This is a genomic window from Stenotrophomonas sp. ESTM1D_MKCIP4_1 (assembly GCF_003086895.1).
Lineage (GTDB): Bacteria > Pseudomonadota > Gammaproteobacteria > Xanthomonadales > Xanthomonadaceae > Stenotrophomonas.
This window is the reverse complement of record NZ_CP026004.1, coordinates 2176211-2200080: the sequence shown is the minus strand read 5'-3', so window position 1 is coordinate 2200080 and position 23870 is coordinate 2176211. Positions and strand designations below refer to the sequence as shown.

The window sequence follows — 23870 nt, the reverse complement described above, 5'->3', positions numbered from 1 at the left end:
TGGGTCGGGGGAGGGTGGGTTGCTCAAGGGCAACCCTGGGTATCTGCAATGGTGGCCATGGCCATCACCTGGGCCAGATGGCTCAGGCCTTGTGGGGTGTTGCCGAGGTAGTGGCCAGTCGCGGGGTCCACCATTTCGCTCAGCACGCCCTGGCAGCGGCCAAGGGCGCCGTTCAACGTGTCCACGCGCGTCCTGGCGTCCTCGACGAAGCCCAGCCGTGCGTATGCCTCGGCCATCCAGTAGGAACACGCGATGAAGCAGCCTTCTTCGGCGGGCATGCCCGAGTAGCGGTAGTGGAAGCCCGACTGGCCCAGCTCGCGGTCGATGGCCCGCAGGGTGGCCAGCAGCCGGTCCCGGCCGTCGAAGCGGAACCGCACAGCCAGCGCCAGCGCAGCGTCCAGTTTGTTGCTGCCGGGAAACATCTCGAACGCCTGCAGCGCATCGGACCAGCAATGGGTCTCGATCCAGTCGCTGATGCGATCGCGCTCGCGCTGCCATCGGTCACGGCACGTCGTAGGCAGCTGGCCCTGGTCGGCCAGTTCCACGGCCCGTGCCAGCGCCTGCCAGCAGCTGATCTTGGACATCGTGTAGTGCTCCAGCTCCGGCAGTTCCCAGATGCCGGAATCCTTGGCGCGCCAGTGGTCCGCGCACAGGTCGGCGATCTGCGAGAGCAACTCCGCACTGGCGCCGTCGAGGATGTTGCCTGCTGCCACGAAACAGAACGCGGTCTCGAAGATATCGCCGTAGATGCCATGCTGGTGCTGCTCGCCCGCCAGATTGCCTTTCACCACCGGCTGCGTATCGCGGTAGCCGCGCATCGGCAGTTCCTGCACCGGCTCCACCTTCCCGCCATCCAGCGTGAAGACCACCTTCGGGCCATGGCGGCGCAGCTGGCGCAGCAGCCAGGTGAACGCCGCCTTGGATTCCGCTTCCAGCCCAGCGGCCAGGAATGCCTGGATGGTGTAACCGGCGTCGCGGACCCACGCGTAGCGATAGTCGAAATTCTTGTCGCCACCGATGCGCTCCGGAAGCGAGGTCGTGGCAGCGGCCGCAATGGCGCCCGAGGGCGAGTACAGCAGCAGCTTCAATGCCAGCGTGCTGCGCACGAACGTGGCGCGATCCCAGCCGCCGTAGGAAACGTTGCGGGCCCAGGCTTTCCACTCGCGGTCGGTCAGGTCGATGCGGCCATCCACTTCCTCCACCGACGGCGCCACCAGTGGCTCATCCTCACCGACCACCAGCGCGACAGTGACACGCTCGCCTGCACCGACGGTGCACTCACCGCGTGCGCCCTCGTCAGTCCACTGCAGCTGCAAGGCGGGATGATGGATCACCACGCCCAGCAGCCGCTGCACATGAAACACGGTGTGCTCGCCAATGGAGGAACAGTAGGGACTGGCCGACTGCGCGCGGGTGCTGGGGTACATGCGTACCACGAAGGTCACTTCGCCCTCCAGGCCTTCGATGCGCCGCGCCAGCTCGCACCACGGCAGCCGGCCGGCGTTGCCGCTGTTCAGTGATTCGGTCAGCGATGCACGGCCGGACGCGGTGGTAAACACCGTTTCCAGCACATTGCTTTCAGTGCGGTAACGGCGCTCGACGGTACAGGGTTCGGTGGGCGCGATACTGAAATACCCGCCATTGCTCCCATCCAGCAGACGATCAAACAACGGCGGGCTGTCCATGTTGGGCGCACACCACCAGTCGATCGAACCATCGCAGCCGGTCAGGGCAACGGATCGGCCTTCGCCCAGCGCCGAGTATTGTTCGATGGGTAACGCGCCGTCGCCCCTCCGTTCAATCGCAACCGGCGCTTCGTCGCGGGCGCTCTTCCCGGGGGAGACAGCTTCGGGCAACGTCGACATCAACGCATCTTCCGGCAAGCATGCAAAGCTGCCGGAACAGCAGTAAGGGTGCACATGATGAACATCCAGACGTGGGGTGCAACGAACCTAGACAGCGCCATGCACATACAGGGTGAGGCAGAGTTCAACAGCACGTGATCATTGCGCTGCGTTGACACCGCCTTGCACGCCCTGTGGACAGCCGGACGACCATGCTCGCGCCGCTACACGTCGAGGTCGCGATGCAACGTCCCACTCTTTTTCTGCTGCACAGCCTGGGCGCAAGCCGCCGCGAATGGAGCGGCCTGAGCTACGCCCTGGGCAACCGGTTCGACTGCGTCGCGCTGGATATCCCTGGGTTTGGCGGCACCGCCGCCGGCAGCGCTACCCATCTCGATGGGCTGGTGGACTGGCTCCAGCAGGAGGTCACCGCCCACGCACCGGCCTGCTGGTTCGTGGTGGGCCACAGCATGGGCGGCAAGATCGCGTCACTGCTGGCCGCCCGCAGCCGCGATGGGGTGCAGGGTCTGGCCGGCCTGGCCGGCGTTGTGCTGGTCGCCGCCTCGCCGCCTTGCCCGGAACCCATGCAGGAATCCCGCCGCGAAACCATGCTTGAGTGGTTCAGCGCAGGCGGCCCTGAACGCGCGGATGCTGAAGCATTCATTGATGCAAACACCCATCGGCCACTGCAGGGGGCCGACAGGGAAATGGCCATTTTCGATGTACTGCGCACCGATCCCATCGCGTGGCGCGCCTGGCTGGAGCAGGGCAGTCGCGAACACCGACAGGCGGAGGTCGCACGCCTGCGGCTGCCAGCGCTGATTCTGGCCGGCGCTGAAGATGGCGATCTGGGGCAGGCGGCGCAGCGCGCATTGAACGCCCCACACTATCCGCACGCAACCTTCGATGTTGTACCCGATGCCGCGCACCTGATCCCGCTCGAGCAGCCGCAGTGGCTCGCGCAGCGCATTGCCGCGTGGGCATCGCCACTGGCCGCACGCGCCTTGCCGCCGGCATTCATCAGGCTGCTCAATGCGGCGCGCGTCGCACCGCGCATGCGCGCACGTCTGCTGGCACGACATGCCACACCGCTGCCCGTGCCGGAGTCGGCGCTGTGCACACGCCATCTGGACCTGCTGGCCGCGTTGGCAGCGTGCCTGGTTCCCTGCACCGACGCGCATGATCTGGCGTTGCGCGTCGGTCACGCGCTGATCAATGGCGAGGGTGATGGCTGGCGCTTCGCCAATCTGCCCACTGACATGGTCGCGTGGTGCCAGGCCATGGATCAGCTGGATGACGCTGCCGGCGGATTCAGCGCCTTGGATGCTGACGCGCAGCACCAACTGCTTGAGCAGCTTCAGCAGGGCCGCGCCACCTTGCCCGGCAATGCGACGCTGGACTCAGCCCAATGGGCCCACTGGTTTGAAGATGCAAGAGCGCTGTTTGCCCGGACCTGGATGAGCCTGCCATCCACCTGGGCAGCCATTGACTATGACGGCTTCGCGGTCGGCGGCAAGGGCGCGCGAAGCCCCGGCTACGAGCACACTGAAGCGGGCACCGTCGACAGTTGGCAGCTCCCATGCTGATGCACTCCGCGCAGAAGCACGAAGCGGACGAGACCGTGGATGCCGTCATCATCGGCAGCGGTGCTGGCGGCGCGCCCTTGGCCGCGCGCCTGGCAGAAGCCGGCGTGTCGGTGCTGGTGCTGGAAGCGGGGCGCTCGTTCGCGCCCGATGATCACCTTGCCGACGAATTGGCCACCGATATCTATTGGATGGAAGAGCGCCTGAGCGGCGGCCAGACGCCCACGGCCTTCGGCGCCAACAACTCCGGGCAGGGAGTGGGCGGCTCCACGCTCCACTGGGGCGCGTTCTGCCCACGGCCCGACGCGCGTGACCTGCGCCTGCGCTCGCTGACAGGGCAGGGCGCCGATTGGCCCATCGCGGAAGCCGAACTGCTGCACTACGTACAGCGCGTGGAAGGCTTCATCGGCGTATCTGGTCCCGATCACTACCCATGGGATTCCATGCGGAAGTATGACTACCCCCCGGTCGCGCGCAATGCATCGGCGCAGGCCATGCAGCGCGGGTGCGAGTCTCTGGGCGTCCGCGCCACCGATGCACCTGCCGCTTTGGTGAGCCAAGCAAGGCAGCAGCCCCACTGGGGGCTCCGGCAGCCGTGCAACCACTGCGGCGCCTGCCACCAGGGGTGCAGCAATGCAGCCAAAGCCAGCATGGATACCTCATGGCTGCCCTGGGCCACGGCGCACGGTGCGCGCATCCGCGATGAAAGCCGGGTGGTGGACCTGGAGCGCGATGCTCTTGGCCGCATCAGCGCCGTGGTCTACCAACGTGGCCACCGCCTGCACCGCGTGAAGTGCTCGGCCGCCTTCCTGTGTGCGGGCGGCGTGGAAACCCCGCGCCTGCTGCTCAACCTCGGGCTGGCCAACAGCAGCGGGCAGGTCGGGCGGAACTTCATGGCGCACGTCGCAACCCAGGTCTGGGGTTCGTTCGAGGCGGACATGTGCATGAACCGCGGTTACCCGTCTTCGCTCATTACTGAGGATTTCGTTCGCCCGCGCGATGCTTCGTTCGTTGGCGGCTATCTGGTGCAGAGCCTGGGCGTGCAGCCGGTCACCCTGGCCAACACACTGGCCCGTGGCGCAGGTCTCTGGGGCCGGCCGTTGGTGGATGCATTGGCGTCGTACCGGCATCTGGCCGGTATCGGCATCAATGGCGAGTGCCTGCCGCAGGAGGGCAACCAGCTCACCCTCAGCGATGAAAAGGACGCCTTCGGCATGCGCCGTGCACGGGTCGATTTCAGCTATGGCCCCAACGAAAAGGCGCTCGACGCCCACGCGCAGGCCCAGCTACGCCGCATCTGGGAGGCCGCTGGCGCGCGCGGCATCTTCGCCGCCGCGCGCTCTGCCCACACCCTGGGGACCTGCCGCATGGGCGATTCGGCAGACACCGCCGTGGTGGACGCGGACGGCCGCAGCTTCGACATCCCCAATCTCTTCATCTGCGACAACTCCATCTTCCCCAGCGCACTGGCCGCCAACCCCGCCCTGACCCAGATGGCGCTGGGCCTGCGCACCGCCGAGCGGTTCCTGCAGACGCTTCCGCCGCGCGGCACCACATCCTCCCCGCAAAAGGACACATCATGGATCTCGGAATAAAAGGGCGCATCGCGCTGGTCAGCGGTGCCGATTCGGGCATGGGCAAGCAAACCGCACGCGAGCTGCTGCAGGCCGGCGCACGCGTCGCCATCACCGACCTGCCCGATGGAACGCTCGACCAGGCGCTGCAGGAACTGACACCACTCGGCGAGGTGATGGCTGTGGCCGGTGATGTCACCCAAGCCAACGATGTCGAGCACATCTGGGCCGCGGTGCGCAGCACCCTGGGCGATCCGGATATCTACGTCAACGCGGCAGGCGTCACCGGTGCCACCGGAGACTTCCTCGACGTGGACGACGATGGCTGGCTGCGCACCCTGGATATCAACCTGATGGGTGCGGTGCGCATGTGTCGCCAGGCCATCCCCGCCATGCGTGACAAGGGCTGGGGCCGCATCGTGCTGTTTGCCTCTGAAGATGCCGTACAGCCCTACACCGACGAACTGCCGTACTGCGCGTCCAAGGCGGGCGTGCTGAGCCTGGCCAAGGGGCTGTCGAAGGAGTACGGCAAGCACAATGTCATGGTCAACACCGTGTCCCCGGCCTTCATCCATACCCCGATGACCGACGCGATGATGCACAAGCGCGCCAAGGAAAAGGGCATGTCCTTCGAGGAGGCCATCCGCACATTCCTCGACGAGGAACGCCCCGGCATGGTGCTCAAGCGCCGTGGCCGCCCTGAAGAAGTGGCCGCCGCCGTGCTTCTGCTCTGTTCGGAGCGCGCCAGCTTCATCAACGGCGCCAACATCCGCGTCGACTCCGGCTCGGTCTTCACCCTGGCCGGGTAGAGCCGGCCGCTGGCCGGGCACCCCCTTCGGGGGACTACAATGCCCGGCGCCCCACGCCGCACTGAACCCATGACGCACCCCATCGCCACCGCCGCCGACTGGAAGAACGCACCGTTGCCCGCCCGCCACGTTGCGCTGAAACTAGACTTCTGGCTCGATGCCGTGGACTCAGCCTGTGTGCGTCGTGGGCTCATCCCCCTGGAAATGGAGGACAAGTGGTTCCTCTACTGCGCAGGCAACACACTGTATCTGCATCGCAGCTGGACCGGGCTGTGCATCGCCCGCGTGCATTTCGTACCCGATGGGGAAGGGTTGCGAGCGGTCAGCGCGGAGGTCAACCGCGATCCGGAGCAGTACGCCGGCACTGACGACGCAGCGGATGTCGCGCTCATCGAAGGCATGGTGCGCGGCCTTGGTGCGTCCCAGCAGTACCGGGCCGCAAGACTGGCCAGGGAGCACGGGTGGCTGACCATTACGCCTCCGGAGTGACGGCAACCAGACCAGCCGTCTGCGGGCGGTCACAACAGCAGCAACGCTCCCAGCAACGCGGGGGGCATCACCAGCACGCCTGTCCGCAGGAAGTCCAGCCCGCTTACATTCTCGCCCTCGCGCCGCAGCGCCACCAGCCAGAGCAGGGTGGCCAGGGAGCCGGTCGCCGACAGGTTCGGGCCAAGGTCAACGCCGACCAACAGTGCTGCACGCACCTGAGCCGGCAGATCTGCCGCCTGCGACAGCGAACCTGCCACCAGCCCTACCGGCAGGTTGTTGGCCACGTTGCTCAACAGGGCCGCGCCAATGCCGGCGGCCCAGCTGGCCTGGCCTGAAGACGTGCGCGCCATTCCTTCCAGGGCGGCGGCCACCTGCTGGATCACCCCTGTCTGTGCGACCGCCTCCACCAGTACGAACAAGCCGGCGACCAGCGGCAACACACTCCACGAAACATGGCGTAGCAACGGCACCGGGTTGCGCCGCTGCGACAGCGCAACCACGGCAGCGCTGAGCAGGCCCGCGCAGAAAGTCATCAGGCCCAGCGGACCGTTGAGCGCCGAAGTCAGCACCAGAACGATCCCGGTGAACACGACGCCCGCCGCCGCAAGCCGACCACCGCGCGACAGCGGCTGCTGTGGTGGCGAGACCCGCAGCGGCTGAGTGATCTGGCGCCGGTACAGCAGCCTCAACACCACGTAAGTGGCAGCGATGGCAACCAGCGAGGGAAGCGCGAACTGCTTCAGCCAGGCCAGCAACGGTGGCATGTGCGCGCCGAATACCACCAGATTGGCAGGGTTGGAAATGGGCAGAACGAAGCTGGCAGCGTTGGCGATGAACGCGCAGACGAACAGATAGGGCAGGGGAGCGACCCCGGCCGCTCTGCATGCCGCATAGACCGCAGGCGTGAGCACCACGGCCGTGGCATCGTTCGACAGAAGGACCGTCACCACCGTACCGACCAGAAAAACCAGATCGAACAAACGCCGCCCCGAGCCAGCCGCATGCTGCACCGCGTACATCGCCAACCAGTCGAACACACCTTCGCGACGCGACAGCTCGGCCAGCACCATCATGCCCACCAGGAACAGGTAGACATCGTAGCCTTCGGCCACTGCACTCACGAACGTGGCAACGGACAGGGCTCCGGACAGCGGCAAAAGCAGCGCCGCCCCAAGCGCCCACACGTATTCGGGTATACGGAAGGGGCGGAACAGCAGGCCGGCGATGGTGACGCCTACCGCCGCCCAGATGATGGCCGCTGATGGATCCAGATGCATGTACTGCCCAATGTCTCAGTTACGTGTGGTTGCAGGGATGCTGCGCGTCTCCGGAACCTGCCAGGCCAGCAGCACGGCCGCAGCTGCAATGACCGCCAGGGTCAGGAACGCGGCATCATAGCCTGCGCGCTGCACGATGACGCCCGCCAGCGCGGGGCTGAGCGCGCCGCCCACTCCAAACACCGTGGATACCGCACCCAGCGTGACGTTGAAGCGTCCCGTGCCTTCGCTCAGGTCACTTACTATGATGGGAATGAGCGCACCGAAGATGCCCGCGCCGATGCCATCCAGCAGCTGCACGCCCAGCAGCCAGGCGGGTGCGTCGGACAGGGGGTACAGCGCGGCCCGGATGGGCAGGATCAGAAACCCCGCCAGCAGCAGCGGGCGCCGCCCCCAGCGATCGGCGCGCGCACCGACCAGCCACGCCATGGGAATCATCACCAGTTGCGCGGCCACGATGCACCCGGCCGTCATGGTGGTGGCCAGGGCCGGGCTGCTCAACGAGAGCTTCTGGCCCACCAGGGGCAGCATCGCCGCGTTGGCCAGGTGGAACAGGCAGCTGCACGCCGCCAGCAGCAACAGCCGGCGGTCACGCAGCAGCAGCCGCCCGGAAGAGGGCGCGGCAGCTCCCGCTGCCTCGGCCACCGAGCCGCGCGCTCGCGCATCATCGATGGCTGCCGCCGGGATCACACCGGTGGCCACTACACTGGCCACTGTCATTACCGCCATCAGGTAGAACACCACCGTTGGCCCCCACAGGTAGGCCAGCCCACCGGCCAGCAGTGCTGCCACCACGTTCCCCGCATGATTGAACGTCTCGTTGCGCCCCATGCGCCGGGCAAAGGCGCGCGGACCACTGACGCCCAGCGAGATGGCCGCAATGGCCGGGGCAATCACCGACGCCGCCACCGCGCTGAGTGCCTGGGTTGAAGCCACCACCGCAAAGCCCTGCGTCCACGGCAGCAGCAGGCAGCTGGCCGTTACCACGATGGCCGCGATGGCCAGTGTCAGCCGCTTGGCATGGACGCGGTCCATGAACGCGCCTGCAGGCGTCTGGGTCAGCAGCCCAATGATGGCGGCCACGGTCATGACCACGCCGATGCTGGCGGGTTGCCAGTGGTGCACCGAAAGCAGATAGATGGCCAGATAGGGTCCCAGGCCGTCGCGCACGTCCGCCAGGAAGAAATTCAATCCATCCAGGCCGCGCTCGGCGCGGTTCTGGTCACGGGAATGTGCGCGTGCGGTCACGGGGTACGGCCAAAGATATAGAGAGGGCGACCAGCGCCAGCCGCCGTGTTATGCGCGAGATGCCGTGATGATGGCGTCGCGCCGACCTGCGGCCTTCAAGCGCGCCCGTCTCAGGGTGGCGGAATCACCGCCGATGCCCGAAGTGCCTCGCGGTCCGCCGCGAAGGACAGCCGCTCCAGGGCCCGCGCCAAGGCCACCTGCGCATGCCGGCGCGCCTCTCCTGCAATGGCAGGGTCGGGCGCCTGCAACAGGGCCGCGAACCCCTTCTGCAGGCGGATGTTGACCTCCAGCGAACCGGCTGCATCGCGGGCAATGGGCGTGAACACATCCTCGAACAGATCGCTGGCCTGCAGCGGGGCGACATGTACATTCGGGTAGCGCACCTCAGCGGCCGCTGCACCCGTGCTGTGTTCGGCCCAGCGATGCAGCAGCCGCACGCAGGTGCCGATGACATCAATGCAGGTACCGGGGTCATTGATGGCCGAGGACATGGAGCGCTGCCCGATCTCGGACAGGATGACCAGGCCGTAGCGCGGGTCATTATCGATGGCGCGGGCATCGCTGCAGCTCAATGCCTCCAGCAGATGGGCACGTGTTTCATCACTGACCACACCCTCCACCTCCATCACTGGCCGGGCCGGCGTCGCGAACGTGCCGATCTGGCATTGCAGATGGATACGCAGATCCTTTTCCTCGGCCACTGACTGCAGACGGCCCATGTCGATATGGTCAACATAGGCAATGCGCTCATCCGTCAGGGCGACAGCACCAGGCGCCGCCTGCCGTGGCGCAGCCCCGCCCAGCAGCGGATCGGCAGCGCGACGCTTCATGGCCGCCTGCGTAGCGCGCTCCACCAGGTCGATGGTTTCGCCCAGCCGCCCGAACCTGGAAAACTGCTCGATGGCGCGCAGCAACGTCACGGTAATCACCACGATCACGCCCACTGTCGCGCCGAACAGCACCAGCCGGCCACTGTCGCCGTACAGCCCGGTGCTCAGGGCAATCAGACCCACAATGGAGAACAGGAACGCGCCGATGAACGTGGCCAGCGCCCCCTGCGCCCGACTGTCCTCGATCAGCAGGCGCGCAGCACGCGGGGTCGCGCTGTTGGAGGCCGAGCCATACGCCGACACCATGGTCGACAGCGAAAACGTAGTCACCGTCAGCATCGACGCGGCCAGGATGCCGAGAATGTTGCCGACCGAATCGGCACCGATCCGGGTTGCCAGCCCCGCTGGAATGAGAAATTTCAGGAAGGCGCCCGCCAAAGCGGTAGCCACGCCCATCCCGCCGTACAGGGTGGAACGGAACCACATCCGTCGGGTCAGGCGGCCCAGTTGCAGCTTCCATCGGGTCAGCATCGCATGCGCTCCAGAGGATCAGTCAGCGTGGCGGGGAAGGGGCCGTATATCAGGTCAGCCACGGGACACTGCTCTCCCGCACGAGCCCCTCGAACACAGGTCGGCCAAACAGGTAGCCCTGCATAAGCCTGATCCCCAGATCGGCCAGGCACCGCGCCTCCTCAGCCGTTTCGATGCCTTCGGCGATGACATCAATGGAAAGCTCGGCGCACATGGCCACCACCCCAGCCACGATGGCCCTGCGCGAGGGGCTTTGATCGACATTGCGGACCAGCGCCATGTCCAGCTTGACGATATCCGGCTGGAAATCCGCCAGCAGGTTCAGCCCGGCGAAGCCCGCACCAAAATCATCAATGGCCGTCTTGAATCCGATGCGCTGGTATTCGCGCATGATTTCCGCCAGCCACCTGCCATCGCTCACCTGTTCGCCTTCCACTGTCTCGAAAATGATGCGTTCCAATGGGAAGCCATGGCGTTGCGCCGCCTGCAGCGTCGAGCGGATACACACTTCAGGCCGGTAGATGGCGTTCGGGTAGAAATTGATGGAAAGGTACGATTCCATCTGCAGACGTGCCGCAATCTGGATGGCCTTTTCCCGGCACGCCTGGTCGAAGGTATAGCGGTTCCGGTCGGTGATGCGCGACAGCACCGTAGCCGCACCTTCACCCGCCGTGCCGCGCACCAGCGCCTCATGCGCGAACACCGTTCGTGCGGTTACATCCACGATAGGCTGGAAGGCATAGCTGAAATCGAATCCCAGCGGCTGCGCATCCCGGCACAGGGCGCACCCGGCACGGCTCTCGGGGCTGGGCATACAGGGCGCTCTCTGGCTGGCTGGGGGCCCCAGCGTAGCCACCGCCGCGCCAAGGCCAGGTGCAGAACCCGACCATCCCGCCCCGCCCGCCGCCCCGTAGAGTCGAGCTTGCTCGACTGCGCCTCCCCCTTACACTCGAACCCGCTCAACCAAACGCCCCCAGAAAGCGCCATCATCCACCCACACGCACGGACCGCCACTACCCATGGGCAACGCAATGGACACGCAATACCTGGATGTCACTCCAGCCACGCCGCAGCTCCGGGAAGAGGCGCTGAGTTTCCACTGGCTGTACAAGCGTGTGCAGGACCTCGCCAGCACAACCATCTACACCAAAGCCGGCCCCGTCGAAAAATGGGCGTACCGCGTGGGTGCAGCGGCAGCACTCATCGGCCTGGCAGGCGGGCTCCTGCTGGATCGCTGGATACCCGGCCACGTCCTGCTCCTACTGGCGCTGGCCTGCCTGGCCATCGAAATTGTGGGCTTCCTGGTGGGTGGCTTGCTGACGCTGCGAAGGGAGTACCGGCAGTACATGCAGCCCCGGCTCTCCCACGCCATGGAAATGGACAACGATTTCCTGCAATGGGCAACCGTCATCGCCGAACTCCGTCAGTTTCCGAAAGACATTAGGGAACAGCGCCTGCGATTTGTAAGCGCGCTGCGAACCCGGATGACCGAGCGCATGGGCATCATGTACGGGGGACTTCAGCGTCTTGGTCCATTCCCCGTGCTGATCGCGCTGTACCTGCAGTTCCGTGATTGGCGCTGGGGTGATTGGACCGGCGTGTTCGATATCGGCTGGGCGGGGGCCATCCTCATCTTTGCCGTGGTTCTGCTTTACCTACTCGGCTGGCTGCTCATCGCACAGAGATCTCGCCTTGATAGCTATGTGTCCCTGCTCGAAGCCTCCCTGCAGGAACCCGCCACCCCGTAGAGTCGAGCTTGCTCGACTGCTCTACCATGGCCACCGCCGAATCCCGGTAAATTCATTGGGGCTCGACTACTCCTCCACCGAAGGCCCCGAATGCACCACCCATATCCGGAAATGCTCACGCAACCGTAGAACATCCGGCGCCAGCGGCTCCGCCCCCGCCGGCACCCGAATCACCAGCCCATCCGCCGCGTTCTCGGCCACCAATACAGCCCGCCCGCGATGGCGAATCTGGAACCATGCCTCCGGTGTTCCGCCTGTTTCCAGCGCATACCCCTCATACGCTTTCGCACTGACGAACGCTTGTGCATGGCTCTGCAGAATCTCGAACTCCCTGGGGTGCAGAATCCGCATCGTCTCAACCTGCGCAGACGCAGGCCGGGCATCAACAGACGGCAAGGGCAGCAACATCACCAACCCCAGCAGTACGGTCGAGCAAGTTCGACCGCACCTACCCGGTAGAGTCGAGCTTGCTCGACTGAGCCTTCCCCGTAGAGTCGAGCTTGCTCGACTGCGCCTTCCCCGTAGAGTCGAGCTTGCTCGACTGAGCCTTCCCCGTAGAGTCGAGCTTGCTCGACTGAGCCTTCCCCGTAGAGTCGAGCTTGCTCGACTGCGCTTTCCCAGTAGATTTCCTCGCCAGCTCATACCATCACCTCCTCAGGCAGCCGGCCACACGCGTTCCTGGATGAAAACAGTCAACGCAAGGCACGCCATCGCCAGGCCCTCCATCACCCGATCACCCACATACTGATCCGGATCACCATTCTGGCGGGCGCGCTCTGCAGCCAGCAGAATCTCCTGCACCACACGCTGGCCCGCCAGCGCGCAATCGGCATCTGCCAAGGCAATCCTCCGTCCCGGCACCAACTGGCGCTCAGGCCAGGGTCGGCCATCGGACGCACCACCGGCACCAATGCTGTGCAGGATGGCAATGAGACTGGTGGGATCGAGGACGGGTTCAGAAGCGGCCGCTTCACCGATGGACGTGCGGGCAGCGGAGTAGGGCTTGCTCATGGTGTGGCTCCTAACGTGCAGGCAGAAGCCGCCACCGATAAAGGTGGCGGACGATGCGTGGCTCGAAACCCGGTGTTCGCTAGACCGGCAGGCACAAGGCCTCCACGCACCGCCCGCCATAGCCGGCCGACGGATTGCCAGCCGGCACCACACAGGGTGATGCCGGCTGGCAAGCGTTTACTTCAGCGAACTACCGGGGTTTCGAGTCCCGACCACCCGTTTTCGGTGGCGTGGCTAGGATTACGCCCGGTTGTGCGCTGTAGCTAGGGGTTGGGGTCAAATCCGCCAACTTCCATGACACTTTTAGCATTGTCGCATAGGCGGGAAATTGGCCGTCAGCCTTGCTGCGCTTGGGTTGGGGCGCCTTTCAGGATCGCAGGTAAAAACCAGCCCTGGCTGTGAGGAAAGGTGCCTGTGGCAGGCCAAACGCGACAGCCGCACGAACCTCACCTGCATACCACCGGATACCCCAGCTCGCGGACGTCCCCCGTAGCAAAATCGACCGCCGACGAGCAATTGGCGTTAATGGCCTTCATCGCGGCTCTTACGAGGAGCATCATAAGAGAACCCTAGAAGACGTTATGCTCACCCTGAACCAAGCGCGTGATTTACTGAGGATGCTTGAATCACCCAACCTTCCTAACCTGAAAGCACACGAAAAGTACGTCCAACTAACCAGCAGCACGGATTCCACCAAGGGAGTTACATGCTCATCCAAAAGCTGCTGATAGTGACAGTGCTAACCATCGCCGCTGCAAGCTGCCAGATTTCCCTTGCGAAGCCTGCCGAAAATGCAAAGGAAACGCTGATGGAGGTCGAAGGTGTCATGGAAGTCTTCCCCGGAGGGCATGGACTGGGCTACGTCACCCTGGATGACGGCAAGTGCTATGACCTCGCACTTCCTGCCAAAGTGCTGAAGAGAAGCAAGCACTGGGATGCGAGACGGGTCCAGATCATCGGATCGCTTCAGTTCCGGCCAAGAATGGAGGAAATGATGTGGTTTGACGTCAAAGATCGAAAGATCGAAGGGTTCGGCTGCTCGGAAGATGTAATCTACGTGGAATCGATCAGAATGTTGTAAGCAACTCATTTACCCCGTCAGGAATCGCACTTGGGACGGAGCGTGCCAGCCAGCACCTTTAAATGGCCCAACCCGGGAGCTAGCCTCGCTGCTATCGACGCCACCCTCTCCGAGGACTCCTGCCGATGCTCTCAGCCAGCCCGCCCGCCTCCAACGTGTTCCGTCGCGCATCGCGCGCCTGGTGTGTCGTCGCACTGCTGGTCGCGGGCAGCGCGAGCGCCGCACAGCCCGCCGTGGACGCCCGTACCGCGCCGTCATGCACCACGGCACAGGCAGAGCAGAACCGGCGGATCGTGCTGGAATTCCAGCAGACGTTCTTCAACGACCATGACCTTGGCGCCGCTGACCGACTGGTTGCGCCCGGCTATGTGCAGCACAACCCTGGCTACCCCGACGGCCGCAAGGCACTTGTAGACGCCTTTGCCAAGGTGTTCCAGCAATACCCGCTGGCCCGCGCGGAAGTCATCCGCTCTGCCGTCGATGGCGATCTGGTATTCGTCCATGTTCATTCCCGCCTGTCTCCGGACGACCGCGGGCGCGCCATCGTGAACATTTTCCGGGTGGCGGACGGGCATATCGTCGAGCATTGGGACGTCATCCAGAACGTTCCGGAACACGCGGCCAACGACAACACGATGTTCTAGTGATGAGGGGCGGGCGAGGGCGACGCCCCCCAAGCCCTTTTTTAGTAGTACAGCGAGCAGCCAGCGCTGGCAACCCCGAAGCAGAGTAGGGCGTACGACCCGGCAACCTGTCGGGTAGAAGACAGCCGCAAGGAAGCGCGTGGCTCACCCAGCAACGAGCTGATATTGCTGGCAGTGCTTGACTTGCCGCTCCAGATCCATTGCCCTGAAGTGGCGCATTGATTCGGAATCGACCGGCCGCGCCGGCTCTTCCTGAAGCCAGCGCACCATCTGCATGAACTGGCCATGGCAGAAGACGATGACATTCCCAGAGCTGCGCGAACCCGCACTGACCAGGAAGCCCCTGGCCCGTTCAACAAACTCACGGAACGTTTCAGCGCCGGGGCCGTCGCGGAGATCGGGATCGCTTAGATCCCAATACTCCAGCACCCACGCACGCCTGGACGCAGCGGTCGTTCCAATACACTTCGACGGAGAGAGATAGGTAAATTCCTGCACGGACGCCGTCTCCACCGGCAGGTCGAATCGCCGAGCAAGCGGTTCTGCCGTTTGCATCGCCCTCAGAAATGGGGAGCTGACAATCGCCGATGGTCGAACAGCCCATTCCTTTGCGAAGTCACCAGCCTGCCGCTCACCCAATGCGGTGAGGGCAATGCCATCAGGGCTATCAGTGGGCAGCCCAGCGTTGGCTGCACTCTCAGCATGTCGTACCAGAATGATCATTTCCCAACTCTAGCGGCATCAATCGGCAAGGACCAGCCAGCGCTTCCAATCTGCAGGAGCTGACCGATGCCGCGCCTTGGATCGAGTGCGTAACGTAGGCGATTGAGGGCAGGGGAGCAGGGCGTGCCTCTAAGAGGCATCCTGCTGATTCTGACCATTACAATCGGCTATCGGCGGGACTTATCGGCCATCCACTGGAAGGAAATGCATGGAACGTGCAGAAAGAGAGTTTACGCTGGCCAGCGTCGCCGGATGGGGCTCCGCTCTTGCCACCTTCGGTCTTGTTCAAGGCTCGCTCTATCTGAAGTCCTTCTGGGGACGTTTTGGCTTGGACCCATTCCAGTTCGTTGCAGTAAGCGAGTTGACGCTGGCGGGACTGGCAGCCATGGGTGTCGCCTTGTTCCTGATGGCCATGGCAATGCTGCTGGGCGGATGGATTGAGGCGCGACTGACAGAGGAGACCACCAAGGGGCCGCTTCGCGCGTGGCTGTCTCCGGTTGCTTTCTTTGGCGCACTGGGCGCGCTCATCTGGTGGGCCAATGCGTGGCCCATCTTGATTGGAATGGTCTTGACCATTGCGTGCGCCGTGGCGGTACAGCTCTCGCCTGTAGTTCCGCGCGCGGTGAAGGAATCGCCGTGGCTGATTTACTTTCTGGTGATGGCGGTCTATGTGTCAATCGCCTCCGGCTGGCTTGGCTACGAGCGCGCAGGAAAGATCGCCAATGGTGGCGGAACGTACACGGCAACCGTCAGCACAGAAGCTGGCGCTCGTGGTGGGCTGAATCTGATCGGGCGACTTGGAGACACTTACGCGCTCTGGGACCCTGGCCAGAAGGCCACGACCCTGGTTCCGGCTGGCGACGTCAAGACAATCGAGATCAAGCGAAAAGCAGCTACAGAAGCGAAAGTGGCAAAGTAGCTGGACGGTGCAGCAGGCCTGAGAGCAGGCAAGCTGAAACGAATCCATCATTTCGCATAATGTATATTATGTTCAATAAAGGACAGCTGGGACTCACCCGACAGGCTTCCGATCCGTTCAACACAGATGATGCCCTCTGAGCACCCACAGTCTCGATCGTCTGGTCGTAGATGTATCCCCCGCATCTTCCCCGGCATTCCGGCCTGCGGTCGAAACCTCAGCGGTCCATCCAGCGCGGCGCGTCGGCCACCCCAGCGTTCCCGTCGCTTCTCGATGGCATCGGGCTACGCCGTGCCAATCCAATGCACCGGCCATCCGTCAGCCGGACCGAGCCCAGCGCTCGGCCAGCCAGGCACCTGGCTTCGAGCCTGCAGATCCCGCTGGCCCAGCCAACCTCATTCCACCAGCAGCCGTGCACAACAGCCATCGCGGACCAGCACCCACCGCCAGACGCCAACACAGTCCATTCCGGCGTGACGCGTCACGTTAATGACCTGAATTTGCTTGAATTCTGACCGCCCATGCAGGGCCTTGACCCTCAGATTTCAAGACTCAGGACGCGCCACCATCAACCCAGCCCGTCGCATCCGAGTCCATCGCATAGGAATAATCGCAAAAATCGTACAAATTCGATGCACGCCGCGACGGCGGCGCCAGAATGGGTGTCACGCCCCTGTGGGCGAAGATCACCTCACCGCGCATGGATGGACTCCCAGCACTGCCTCCGCTCCGGTTGGCGCTGCTCGACGATCATGACGTTGTCCGACGCGGTGTCGAGCTGCACCTTGGCGCAGACCCGCGCTTCCAGATCGTCGCCAGCCACGGCCACAGCGAACCGCTGCTGCAGCACCTGGCGCACAACCCCGTGGATGTGGCCATCATCGACATCACTCTGGGCTTGGATGACCTGTCCGGCCCGGAACTGGTTGTGAAACTGCGCGAATGTGCACCACTGGTTTCGCTGCTGGCGTTCGCCGGGCAGTCGTCGAATGCCAGCATCCACGTGCTGCTCGATGCCGGCATCAGCGGCTTTGTCCACAAAAGCGAGCTACTGGCGGAACTCTCCGACGCCGTCATCCGGGTCTCACAGGGACTCTGGCGGCTGCCGCCCGGCTGCAAGGTACCCACAACGCGCGAACCCCTCAGCCGCAACGAGCGCGAAGTACTGCATCTGCTGCTGGAAGGAAAAACGGTGTCGGAAATTGCGCTGCAGCGCCACCGAAGCATCAAGACGGTCAGTACGCAGAAGAGCTCCGCACTGCGAAAGCTCGGGCTGCGCAACGACGCAGAGTTCTACGCAATGCGCACCCAACTGGAGGTGCTATGACCTGTATGAGGTGGGCGCGCCTGGCCACTGCAGCGCTGTCCCTGTGCCTGCTGGCCAGCGCCACGATCGAGGCGCCCCAGTCGCAACCCTGGCACGAAGGGCGCGGGGTGCGTGTCGCAACTGGCCCGGTGCTGCGACCGTTCCCCGATCAGGCACATCCCGATACGCCGCCGACCATTGCCCATCGTTATGCGAAATTGGTGACGCAGCATTCCGGCCTGTCCTTCATCGAGCTGCCACACGACAGCACACTGGCTGCCACCACTGCCGTCTGTGCAGGCCAGGCCGACCTGGTGCTGGTGCAGGGTTCGACCAGCGATGTGCCTCTGCCCTGCCCCGGCCTGATTCAATCACGCCCATTCCGCGGCGGCGACACCGTATTGGCCGGGCGGATGGACAGCACCCTGCCCCACGATGCGGGCAACCTGCGCAATCTGGCGCTGGTGGCCGTGGATGGTGGCCCCTACCCCGCCTGGATGGCCGAGCGCCATCCGGACGTAAAGATTCTGGCTGCGCCCAACATGCACGCTGCACTGGCCATGGTTGAAGCGGGCGCGGCAGACGCGGCCATTGGCCTGGAAGCGAGCCTGCGCCCGGTGTTCCGGCGCGACTACCGATCCAGCCTGCGGCTGCAGGCGATGCGTGGCCAGTTCCCCCAGGAGCTTCACCTGCTGGCCCGGCACACGGACCAGCACCTGCTCGACCGCATCGAACTGGCCCTGCAGCAGATCAGCATTGAAGAGCATGCGGCGCTGCTGCAGCACTGGGCCCGGCAGACACTGAGCGATGGCCTCCAGGGCACCGCATCCATCTCGGCCCGCTGGCTGGTGCCAGCAGTAGTGGCCGCCGCGTCGGCCCTGCTTGTGCTGATGCACCTGGCCCGACATAAGCGCCGGCGCGCGCGGGCCCGCAAGCGCGAGCAGGCCCATGCCTCGAGCATGGTCAATCATGAAGTGCGCAATGCGGCGCAGGCCATGGTGACGGCGGTCGACCTGCTGTGCCAATCAGCCCTTCCTGCCGGTGCGCAGGAGCTGGCATCGATCGCCGCAACGGCTGGACAGAGCCTGCGCCGGCTGCTCAATCGCGCCCTGGATTTTTCGCGACTGGCCAGCGGCACTTTCCAGCCGCGGCCGGAACCGTGCGCTGTGGCTGCGATGTGCACGCAGGCGCTGAACACGGCCATGCCACAGGCCCAGCAGAAGCGCCTCAGTCTGCGGTTGCATTGCAAGGACACCCTGCCGCCGGTTCTGATCGATCCGGAGTGCCTGCGTCAGATTCTGGACAATCTGCTGGGCAACGCTCTCAAGTTCACCGACGTTGGCGGCGTGGACCTTCGCGTTGAACTGGACGCGGCCGCCGAGCCCGCTCAGCTGCAGATCGAGGTGGTTGATAGTGGCATCGGCATTCCCCCTGCACAGATGGCCGGGCTGTTCTCGCCTTATCGGCAGGCTGATGGTGGTCGTGAGCGCGGCGGTAGTGGCCTGGGTCTGTCGATCTGCCGCCAGCTGGCACAGGCGATGGGCGGCAAGCTGGACGCGCACAGCGTGCACGGACGCGGTAGCCGCTTCACCCTGCGCGTGCCGGTACGGATGCTGGATGACGATGTACTTGAGGATGGGCGGGCGGATGCGCTGGCACCCCTGAGCGGATTGCGGGTGCTGCTGGTGGAGGATCATGCACTCAATCGCAAGGTGATCGCCGAACGACTGCTGCTGCTGGGCGCCCAGGTGCAGGAGGCCGACGGCCCCGCTGCGGCACTCGCTCGCCAGGCGGCCTCGCCGGCCTCGGTCGTGTTGCTGGATATACAGCTGGACGCGATGGATGGCTATGCGCTGGCCGCGCAGCTGCGCGAACTGGAAGGCATGCAGGCCCATCGCACACGCTTGTTTGCACTGTCGGCACACAGTGGCGATGACCATCTGGAACGCTGCCGGCATGCGGGATTCGACCAGGTACTGACCAAGCCACTGCAGATAGAGCAGCTGCTGGCCGCGCTGGAAAGAACCGACGCCGGCTTGCCAACAGCTGGCCAACTGCCGCCGCAGTTGTTGGCCGATTACGAAGAGGATATCCGTGCCGGGCTGGCGCAGTTGCAGGCGGCGGTGGATGGGGAGGATGCGCAGCTGCTGCGGCATCACGCGCACCGCCTGCAGGGCGTGCTGCAGATGCGCGGCATGGCGGCCATGCAGGACGTGGCGGGGGAATTGTGGGGCGTGGGCAACGCCGCCGTGCCGGACTGGTCCGAGGCACGGCGGCTGCTGCGGGTGCTGCTGGTCTGGCGCGGTGCGCTGGGCGCCGCGCCAGAGCTGTGACTCAGGCGGCGTTACGCTCGGCCTGGCGACGGGTCAGATCGTTGAAGCGACCCAGCGACATCAGGTGCTGGTGGATCAGGGCCAGCCAACCGCTGCGGTGCCATTCGACCACCGTGGCATCCGGCAGGGCGACGAACTTCTCCACGTCCACCACGAAGAAACCATTGAGGTTGAACTCGCGGCCGTCCGGCAGGCGGATGGTGGCATTGCGTTCGACCAGCAGGTCGTTTTCCAGCAGTGCCTTGGAGAACGCACGGGTCTGTTCGTGTTCGCGGGTGAACTGGCCGCAGAACTCCAGCGCCTGCTGCACGATGTCGGTGGCCTTGCCATCGACGAACAGCGGCTGGCCTTCGTCGCCGCCACGCACGATGCGCGGGCTTTCTTCGTCGATGCCCAGCAGGAAGTCGTTGTCCGCGCCGGTATCGATGAAGATGAAGGGGTGACGACGCAGATAGGCCGGGATGTAGGCTTCATCCGACCACAGGCCATCGGTGATGAACAGATTTTCGGTGGTGATGCCGACAGCGGCCATCGGCACGGCGGTCGGGCCAGCGAACAGGATCGGGAAGTGATGCAGCGCCAGCGAGAATTCGCCGAGCACCAGCGGGATCGAGTTGCTGCTGGCAGCGAACTCCAGCTTGCCCGGCAGGATGCGCACATCGGCATGCACATCGGCCTGCAGCGGCACCGGGCGGGTGTAGAACAGGGGTGCGCCGCTCTGTGCAGCTTCGGTGGTGGTGTCGCTGGTGGTGGTCATCGTCAAAGCCATGTCGAACATGCACGCCTGCCATCCCGGGCGCGCCAGCGGGAACAACCTGAATCCCGCATTATCAACAAGCCGGGTGGCAAGAGCCACCCTGACACTGAATTATTTGAGCTGCAGCGGGTAACGCTGCCACAGAACGTGCACCAGGAAGCCGGCCAGTTCGGTGTCGCGGGCACTGACGGCCGCGCGGATCTTGTCCAGCAGCACCATGTCGCTGCACGAGCGCACATCGGCATGGTTCGCCTGCCCTGCCCTGCGTGCACGGTAACGTGCAGCGCGCTGCGCATCGCTCATGGCGTACCCGAACTTGGGCGGCCGACCGCGCTTGCGCGGCAGGGTCAGCTCCAGGGTTCCGGGGTCATTGTCATCACGCATGGCGGGTGCGGTCGGCGGCAAATCAACTGGGGGTGCGCAATTTATCGTGAGGCATCACTTTAATCCAGCTTTTTCTGCAGTTTTGTTGCATTGCAACGCGCAAAAACCCATCCACCCCCATCTCCGGTAGATCCACGCCATGCGTGGATACGCCTTCCCAAAAAGCAAAAAAGGGAGCCCGCGAACGGGCTCCCCCTCGATGCATCACGCAGCGCGCACCGGCTCATACCCGTGCAGATGCGCTTCACTGCTGGCCCGCCCCTGGCTGAGCGAGCGCAGCGAGGTGGTGTAACCCACCAGGTTGGCCAGCGGCGCAAAACCACTGACTTCGGCGCGACCTTCCTGGTCATCGATGCGAGCGATACGGCCGTGGCGACGGTTGAGGTCGCCCACCACATCACCCACCGAGGCCGACGGCGAATGCACCGTCACTGCCATCACCGGTTCCAGCAGCTGCGTACCGCCCGTGGCCAGCGCGGCCTTGATCGCCTCGCCGCCTGCGCGGTGGAAGGCCATTTCCGAGGAGTCCTTGGCGTGGGTTTCACCATCCACCAGGCTGATCTCGATGCCAACCACCGGATGTCCCTGCGGCCCGGTCGTCAGCGCCGCACGCACACCCTTTTCCACTGCGGCGATGAAGCCGCGCGGTACGACGCCACCGACGATGCGGTCGTTGAACACCACTTGGTCGTCGTCACGCGGCACCACGTCCAGCACCACATGGGCGAACTGGCCCTGGCCACCGTTCTGCTTGGACACCCGGCCAACCGCACCGGACACCGCGCGCAACGGCGTTTCCTGGTAGGCCACGCGCGGCGCGCCAACGCCGACATCGACCTTCCACTCACTGCGCAGGCGCTCGACCATCACCTCAAGGTGCAGCTCGCCCATGCCCCAGACCAGGGTTTCACCACTGTCGCGCTCGGTTTCCACCTTGAACGACGGGTCTTCCTGGGCCAGGCTGGCCAGCCCCTGCGCCATGCGGATCAGGTCGGCCGCACGTGCCGGCTCCAGCCGCCAGGCCAGTACCGGCGCCTGCGACTGGATGCTTTCCAGGCGCAACGGCTGCCCTCGCCCGCTCAGCGTTTCACCGCTGACGGCATCCTTCCAGCCCAGCACCGCGACGATATCGCCGGCCACGGCCTGTTCGATGTCGTGGGTCTGGTCCGCCTGTACGCGCACCAGCCGGCTGACGCGGCGCCCTTGCGGGTGCTGCGAACTGGCGATGGCGTCACCAACCTTCAAGGTGCCCGAGTACAGCCGCACGAAGCTGAGCGCGCCGTGCTGCTGGTGGGTGATCTTGAACAGCAGGCCCGCCAGCGGACCGTCCGGGTCCGGCGGCAGCGACACGTCGCCCTGCTCGGTCTGGGCAGTGACGGCGGGGCGATCCAGCGGCGACGGCAGGTAATCGACCACCGCATCCAGCAGCGTTTCGATGCCCTTGTCCTTGAAGGCCGCACCTGCCAGCACCGGCACACCGGCACCGGCCAGCGTTGCCCGGCGGATGGCCGCGCGCAGCATGTCCGCGTCGATCACGGCGCCTTCCAGCCACGCGGTGGCCAGCACGTCGTCGTGGTCCGCCACGGCTTCGATGAGCGCCTGCCGTTCGGCCTGCCACTGCGCACGTTCGTCCTCGCCCCACGGGGTGATGGATGCCACGCCAGCGTCCTGCCACTGCAGCACGCGCTCATCGACCAGATCGACCCAACCATGGAAGTCGCCTTCGTTGCCCAGCGGCACACCCAGCGCCCACGCCCGCGCCTGCAGCTTGTCCTGCAGCTGTTTCAGCACACGGTCGAACGACGCGCCGAAGCGATCCATCTTGTTGACGAAGGCGATGAGCGGCACACGATGCCGGCGCGCCTGGCGCCACACGGTTTCGGACTGCGGCTGCACGCCATCGACGGCCGAGAACACCGCCACGGCGCCGTCAAGCACGCGCAGCGAACGCTCGACTTCAATGGCGAAGTCGATGTGGCCGGGGGTGTCGATGAGGGTCAGCCGATGCGGCGGCAGATCGCGCGGCGCCCATTGCGCCTGCACGGCAGCCGCACCGATGGTGATGCCGCGTTCGCGCTCGATCGCCGAGAAATCGGTGGTGGCATTGCCATCGTGCACTTCGCCGACGCGGTGGATCTCGCCGCTTTTCCACAGCAGGCGTTCGGTCAGCGTGGTTTTGCCGGCGTCGATGTGGGCAATGATGCCGAGGTTGCGACGGCGGGAAAGGGTCAGGGTGTTCATGAGATAGGTTCCTGCAAAGCCAACTTCGAGGGCCGCGCACCCCGGTTGGCGACAGGGCGCGCGGCTAGCGTTCGGTCTCGGCGATCTGGTGCATGGCACGTTCTCCTTCGCGTTACTGAAAGGTAGCGTCGACCGCTGGTCGACTGATCAAGGTAGCGTCGACCGTTGGTCGACTGATGGTTGAGGTGGTCGACCCACGGTCGACGCTGCAAAGCACAAACGAAAAGAGCGCCCCGGAGGGCGCTCTGTGGATGGTCCAGCGGCAGCCGTATCAACGGCCCCGTGGCACTCCAGGCAGGCATGCCCGTTCCGCGCTTGCGCGGGTCAGGGTGAAAAACTTCAGGAGCGGCATCCGGTTCATGGGGCGCATTGTAGACCTGCCAATCTGGCGCGCAAGGGGTTATTGCGCGCATGGATGGAACGATGAGGCGTATTGGGGTGAGAGCCCTTCACTTCGCGCAGGGATCCGACCCTGGGGTGGAATGGGGTCAGAGCCCTTCGCCATGCGAAGGGATCTGACCCCGGCCAGCTTGGGGTC

20 protein-coding genes and 1 pseudogene are annotated in these 23870 nt (G+C 64.8%); 10 read left to right on the top strand and 11 right to left on the bottom strand.

Features of this window, described 5'->3' with window-relative positions:
* Positions 1 to 23 precede the first annotated feature (23 nt).
* Positions 24 to 1865, bottom strand: a complete 1842-nt coding sequence (locus C1924_RS10135; protein WP_108765176.1) for a glycoside hydrolase family 15 protein — start codon at positions 1863 to 1865, stop codon at positions 24 to 26.
* 221 nt (positions 1866 to 2086) lie between these two features.
* On the opposite strand from C1924_RS10135, the gene C1924_RS10130 reads away from it, so the two are divergent.
* From C1924_RS10130 to C1924_RS10115, 4 genes and pseudogenes are all read left to right on the top strand, one after another.
* The gene (locus tag C1924_RS10130) at positions 2087 to 3430 is read left to right on the top strand and encodes an alpha/beta hydrolase (RefSeq protein ID WP_108765175.1); all 1344 of its coding nucleotides are present in this window, start codon (positions 2087 to 2089) and stop codon (positions 3428 to 3430) included.
* Positions 3430 to 4956 (top strand): annotated as a pseudogene (locus C1924_RS10125) (GMC family oxidoreductase); the annotation flags it as partial. The gene C1924_RS10130 and the pseudogene C1924_RS10125, both read left to right, overlap by 1 nt.
* Before the next feature lie 50 nt (positions 4957 to 5006).
* Positions 5007 to 5810, top strand: a complete 804-nt coding sequence (locus tag C1924_RS10120; protein ID WP_108765173.1) for an SDR family oxidoreductase — start codon at positions 5007 to 5009, stop codon at positions 5808 to 5810.
* Positions 5811 to 5879: 69 nt separating this feature from the next.
* Entirely contained in the window at positions 5880 to 6299 is a 420-nt protein-coding gene (locus tag C1924_RS10115) for a hypothetical protein (RefSeq protein WP_108765172.1), read from the top strand.
* A gap of 29 nt (positions 6300 to 6328) precedes the next feature.
* On the opposite strand, the gene C1924_RS10110 is transcribed toward C1924_RS10115, so the two are convergent.
* The 4 genes from C1924_RS10110 to C1924_RS10095 all read right to left on the bottom strand — a co-directional run bounded on the left by C1924_RS10110 (position 6329) and on the right by C1924_RS10095 (position 10999).
* The gene (locus tag C1924_RS10110) at positions 6329 to 7576 is read right to left on the bottom strand and encodes an arsenic transporter (protein ID WP_108765171.1); all 1248 of its coding nucleotides are present in this window, start codon (positions 7574 to 7576) and stop codon (positions 6329 to 6331) included.
* Positions 7577 to 7591: 15 nt separating this feature from the next.
* Positions 7592 to 8824, bottom strand: coding sequence for an MFS transporter (locus tag C1924_RS10105; RefSeq protein ID WP_216821589.1), 1233 nt, complete (start codon positions 8822 to 8824; stop codon positions 7592 to 7594).
* 110 nt (positions 8825 to 8934) lie between these two features.
* The gene (locus tag C1924_RS10100) at positions 8935 to 10185 is read right to left on the bottom strand and encodes a DUF2254 domain-containing protein (protein ID WP_108765170.1); all 1251 of its coding nucleotides are present in this window, start codon (positions 10183 to 10185) and stop codon (positions 8935 to 8937) included.
* 49 nt (positions 10186 to 10234) lie between these two features.
* Positions 10235 to 10999, bottom strand: a complete 765-nt coding sequence (locus tag C1924_RS10095; protein WP_108765169.1) for an EAL domain-containing protein — start codon at positions 10997 to 10999, stop codon at positions 10235 to 10237.
* Between the two features lie 205 nt (positions 11000 to 11204).
* Between C1924_RS10095 and C1924_RS10090 the strand changes: the two genes are divergently transcribed.
* A complete protein-coding gene (locus tag C1924_RS10090; RefSeq protein WP_254051251.1) occupies positions 11205 to 11933 on the top strand; it encodes a hypothetical protein in 729 nt (242 codons plus the stop codon).
* 66 nt (positions 11934 to 11999) lie between these two features.
* Here the strand turns inward: C1924_RS10090 and C1924_RS10085 are convergent, their stop codons facing one another.
* Together C1924_RS10085 and C1924_RS10080 are read right to left on the bottom strand one after the other, a co-directional pair.
* Entirely contained in the window at positions 12000 to 12341 is a 342-nt protein-coding gene (locus tag C1924_RS10085) for a hypothetical protein (protein ID WP_108765168.1), read from the bottom strand.
* A gap of 246 nt (positions 12342 to 12587) precedes the next feature.
* A complete protein-coding gene (locus C1924_RS10080) occupies positions 12588 to 12944 on the bottom strand; it encodes a hypothetical protein (protein ID WP_108765167.1) in 357 nt (118 codons plus the stop codon).
* Between the two features lie 706 nt (positions 12945 to 13650).
* On the opposite strand from C1924_RS10080, the gene C1924_RS10075 reads away from it, so the two are divergent.
* On the top strand, positions 13651 to 14025 hold the full coding sequence (locus tag C1924_RS10075) for a hypothetical protein (protein ID WP_108765166.1): 375 nt from the start codon (positions 13651 to 13653) through the stop codon (positions 14023 to 14025).
* A gap of 125 nt (positions 14026 to 14150) precedes the next feature.
* On the top strand, positions 14151 to 14669 hold the full coding sequence (locus tag C1924_RS10070) for a nuclear transport factor 2 family protein (RefSeq protein WP_108765165.1): 519 nt from the start codon (positions 14151 to 14153) through the stop codon (positions 14667 to 14669).
* A gap of 144 nt (positions 14670 to 14813) precedes the next feature.
* Here C1924_RS10070 and C1924_RS10065 read toward each other — a convergent pair whose 3' ends face one another.
* On the bottom strand, positions 14814 to 15392 hold the full coding sequence (locus C1924_RS10065) for a histidine phosphatase family protein (protein WP_108765164.1): 579 nt from the start codon (positions 15390 to 15392) through the stop codon (positions 14814 to 14816).
* Between the two features lie 208 nt (positions 15393 to 15600).
* On the opposite strand from C1924_RS10065, the gene C1924_RS10060 reads away from it, so the two are divergent.
* The 3 genes from C1924_RS10060 to C1924_RS10050 all read left to right on the top strand — a co-directional run bounded on the left by C1924_RS10060 (position 15601) and on the right by C1924_RS10050 (position 19950).
* Complete coding sequence (locus tag C1924_RS10060) at positions 15601 to 16311, top strand: hypothetical protein (RefSeq protein ID WP_108765163.1); 711 nt, start codon at positions 15601 to 15603, stop codon at positions 16309 to 16311.
* Positions 16312 to 16969: 658 nt separating this feature from the next.
* On the top strand, positions 16970 to 17638 hold the full coding sequence (locus C1924_RS10055; RefSeq protein ID WP_343125676.1) for a response regulator transcription factor: 669 nt from the start codon (positions 16970 to 16972) through the stop codon (positions 17636 to 17638).
* Positions 17635 to 19950, top strand: coding sequence for an ATP-binding protein (locus C1924_RS10050; protein WP_343125675.1), 2316 nt, complete (start codon positions 17635 to 17637; stop codon positions 19948 to 19950). Before C1924_RS10055 ends, C1924_RS10050 begins: the two co-directional genes overlap by 4 nt.
* Before the next feature lies 1 nt (position 19951).
* Here C1924_RS10050 and C1924_RS10045 read toward each other — a convergent pair whose 3' ends face one another.
* The 3 genes from C1924_RS10045 to fusA form a co-directional block, all read right to left on the bottom strand.
* The gene (locus C1924_RS10045; RefSeq protein WP_108767020.1) at positions 19952 to 20707 is read right to left on the bottom strand and encodes a SapC family protein; all 756 of its coding nucleotides are present in this window, start codon (positions 20705 to 20707) and stop codon (positions 19952 to 19954) included.
* Positions 20708 to 20818: 111 nt separating this feature from the next.
* The gene (locus C1924_RS10040) at positions 20819 to 21091 is read right to left on the bottom strand and encodes a hypothetical protein (RefSeq protein ID WP_079221882.1); all 273 of its coding nucleotides are present in this window, start codon (positions 21089 to 21091) and stop codon (positions 20819 to 20821) included.
* Positions 21092 to 21295: 204 nt separating this feature from the next.
* On the bottom strand, positions 21296 to 23332 hold the full coding sequence (gene fusA / locus C1924_RS10035; RefSeq protein WP_108765161.1) for an elongation factor G: 2037 nt from the start codon (positions 23330 to 23332) through the stop codon (positions 21296 to 21298).
* Positions 23333 to 23870: the final 538 nt, after the last annotated feature.

Bases quoted from the DNA above. Each gene is read 5' to 3' on its own strand.
- C1924_RS10095 (WP_108765169.1), bottom strand. From the start codon at position 10,999: ATGCCCAGCCCCGAGAGCCGTGCCGGGTGCGCCCTGTGCCGGGATGCG.
- C1924_RS10135 (WP_108765176.1), bottom strand. From the start codon at position 1,865: ATGTCGACGTTGCCCGAAGCTGTCTCCCCCGGGAAGAGCGCCCGCGAC.
- C1924_RS10050 (WP_343125675.1), top strand. From the start codon at position 17,635: ATGACCTGTATGAGGTGGGCGCGCCTGGCCACTGCAGCGCTGTCCCTG.
- C1924_RS10045 (WP_108767020.1), bottom strand. From the start codon at position 20,707: ATGACCACCACCAGCGACACCACCACCGAAGCTGCACAGAGCGGCGCA.
- C1924_RS10090 (WP_254051251.1), top strand. From the start codon at position 11,205: ATGGGCAACGCAATGGACACGCAATACCTGGATGTCACTCCAGCCACG.
- C1924_RS10100 (WP_108765170.1), bottom strand. From the start codon at position 10,185: ATGCTGACCCGATGGAAGCTGCAACTGGGCCGCCTGACCCGACGGATG.
- C1924_RS10060 (WP_108765163.1), top strand. From the start codon at position 15,601: ATGGAACGTGCAGAAAGAGAGTTTACGCTGGCCAGCGTCGCCGGATGG.
- C1924_RS10055 (WP_343125676.1), top strand. From the start codon at position 16,970: ATGGGTGTCACGCCCCTGTGGGCGAAGATCACCTCACCGCGCATGGAT.
- C1924_RS10070 (WP_108765165.1), top strand. From the start codon at position 14,151: ATGCTCTCAGCCAGCCCGCCCGCCTCCAACGTGTTCCGTCGCGCATCG.
- C1924_RS10120 (WP_108765173.1), top strand. From the start codon at position 5,007: ATGGATCTCGGAATAAAAGGGCGCATCGCGCTGGTCAGCGGTGCCGAT.
- C1924_RS10065 (WP_108765164.1), bottom strand. From the start codon at position 15,392: ATGATCATTCTGGTACGACATGCTGAGAGTGCAGCCAACGCTGGGCTG.
- C1924_RS10040 (WP_079221882.1), bottom strand. From the start codon at position 21,091: ATGCGTGATGACAATGACCCCGGAACCCTGGAGCTGACCCTGCCGCGC.
- C1924_RS10075 (WP_108765166.1), top strand. From the start codon at position 13,651: ATGCTCATCCAAAAGCTGCTGATAGTGACAGTGCTAACCATCGCCGCT.
- C1924_RS10115 (WP_108765172.1), top strand. From the start codon at position 5,880: ATGACGCACCCCATCGCCACCGCCGCCGACTGGAAGAACGCACCGTTG.
- C1924_RS10130 (WP_108765175.1), top strand. From the start codon at position 2,087: ATGCAACGTCCCACTCTTTTTCTGCTGCACAGCCTGGGCGCAAGCCGC.
- C1924_RS10080 (WP_108765167.1), bottom strand. From the start codon at position 12,944: ATGAGCAAGCCCTACTCCGCTGCCCGCACGTCCATCGGTGAAGCGGCC.
- C1924_RS10085 (WP_108765168.1), bottom strand. From the start codon at position 12,341: ATGTTGCTGCCCTTGCCGTCTGTTGATGCCCGGCCTGCGTCTGCGCAG.
- fusA (WP_108765161.1), bottom strand. From the start codon at position 23,332: ATGAACACCCTGACCCTTTCCCGCCGTCGCAACCTCGGCATCATTGCC.
- C1924_RS10110 (WP_108765171.1), bottom strand. From the start codon at position 7,576: ATGCATCTGGATCCATCAGCGGCCATCATCTGGGCGGCGGTAGGCGTC.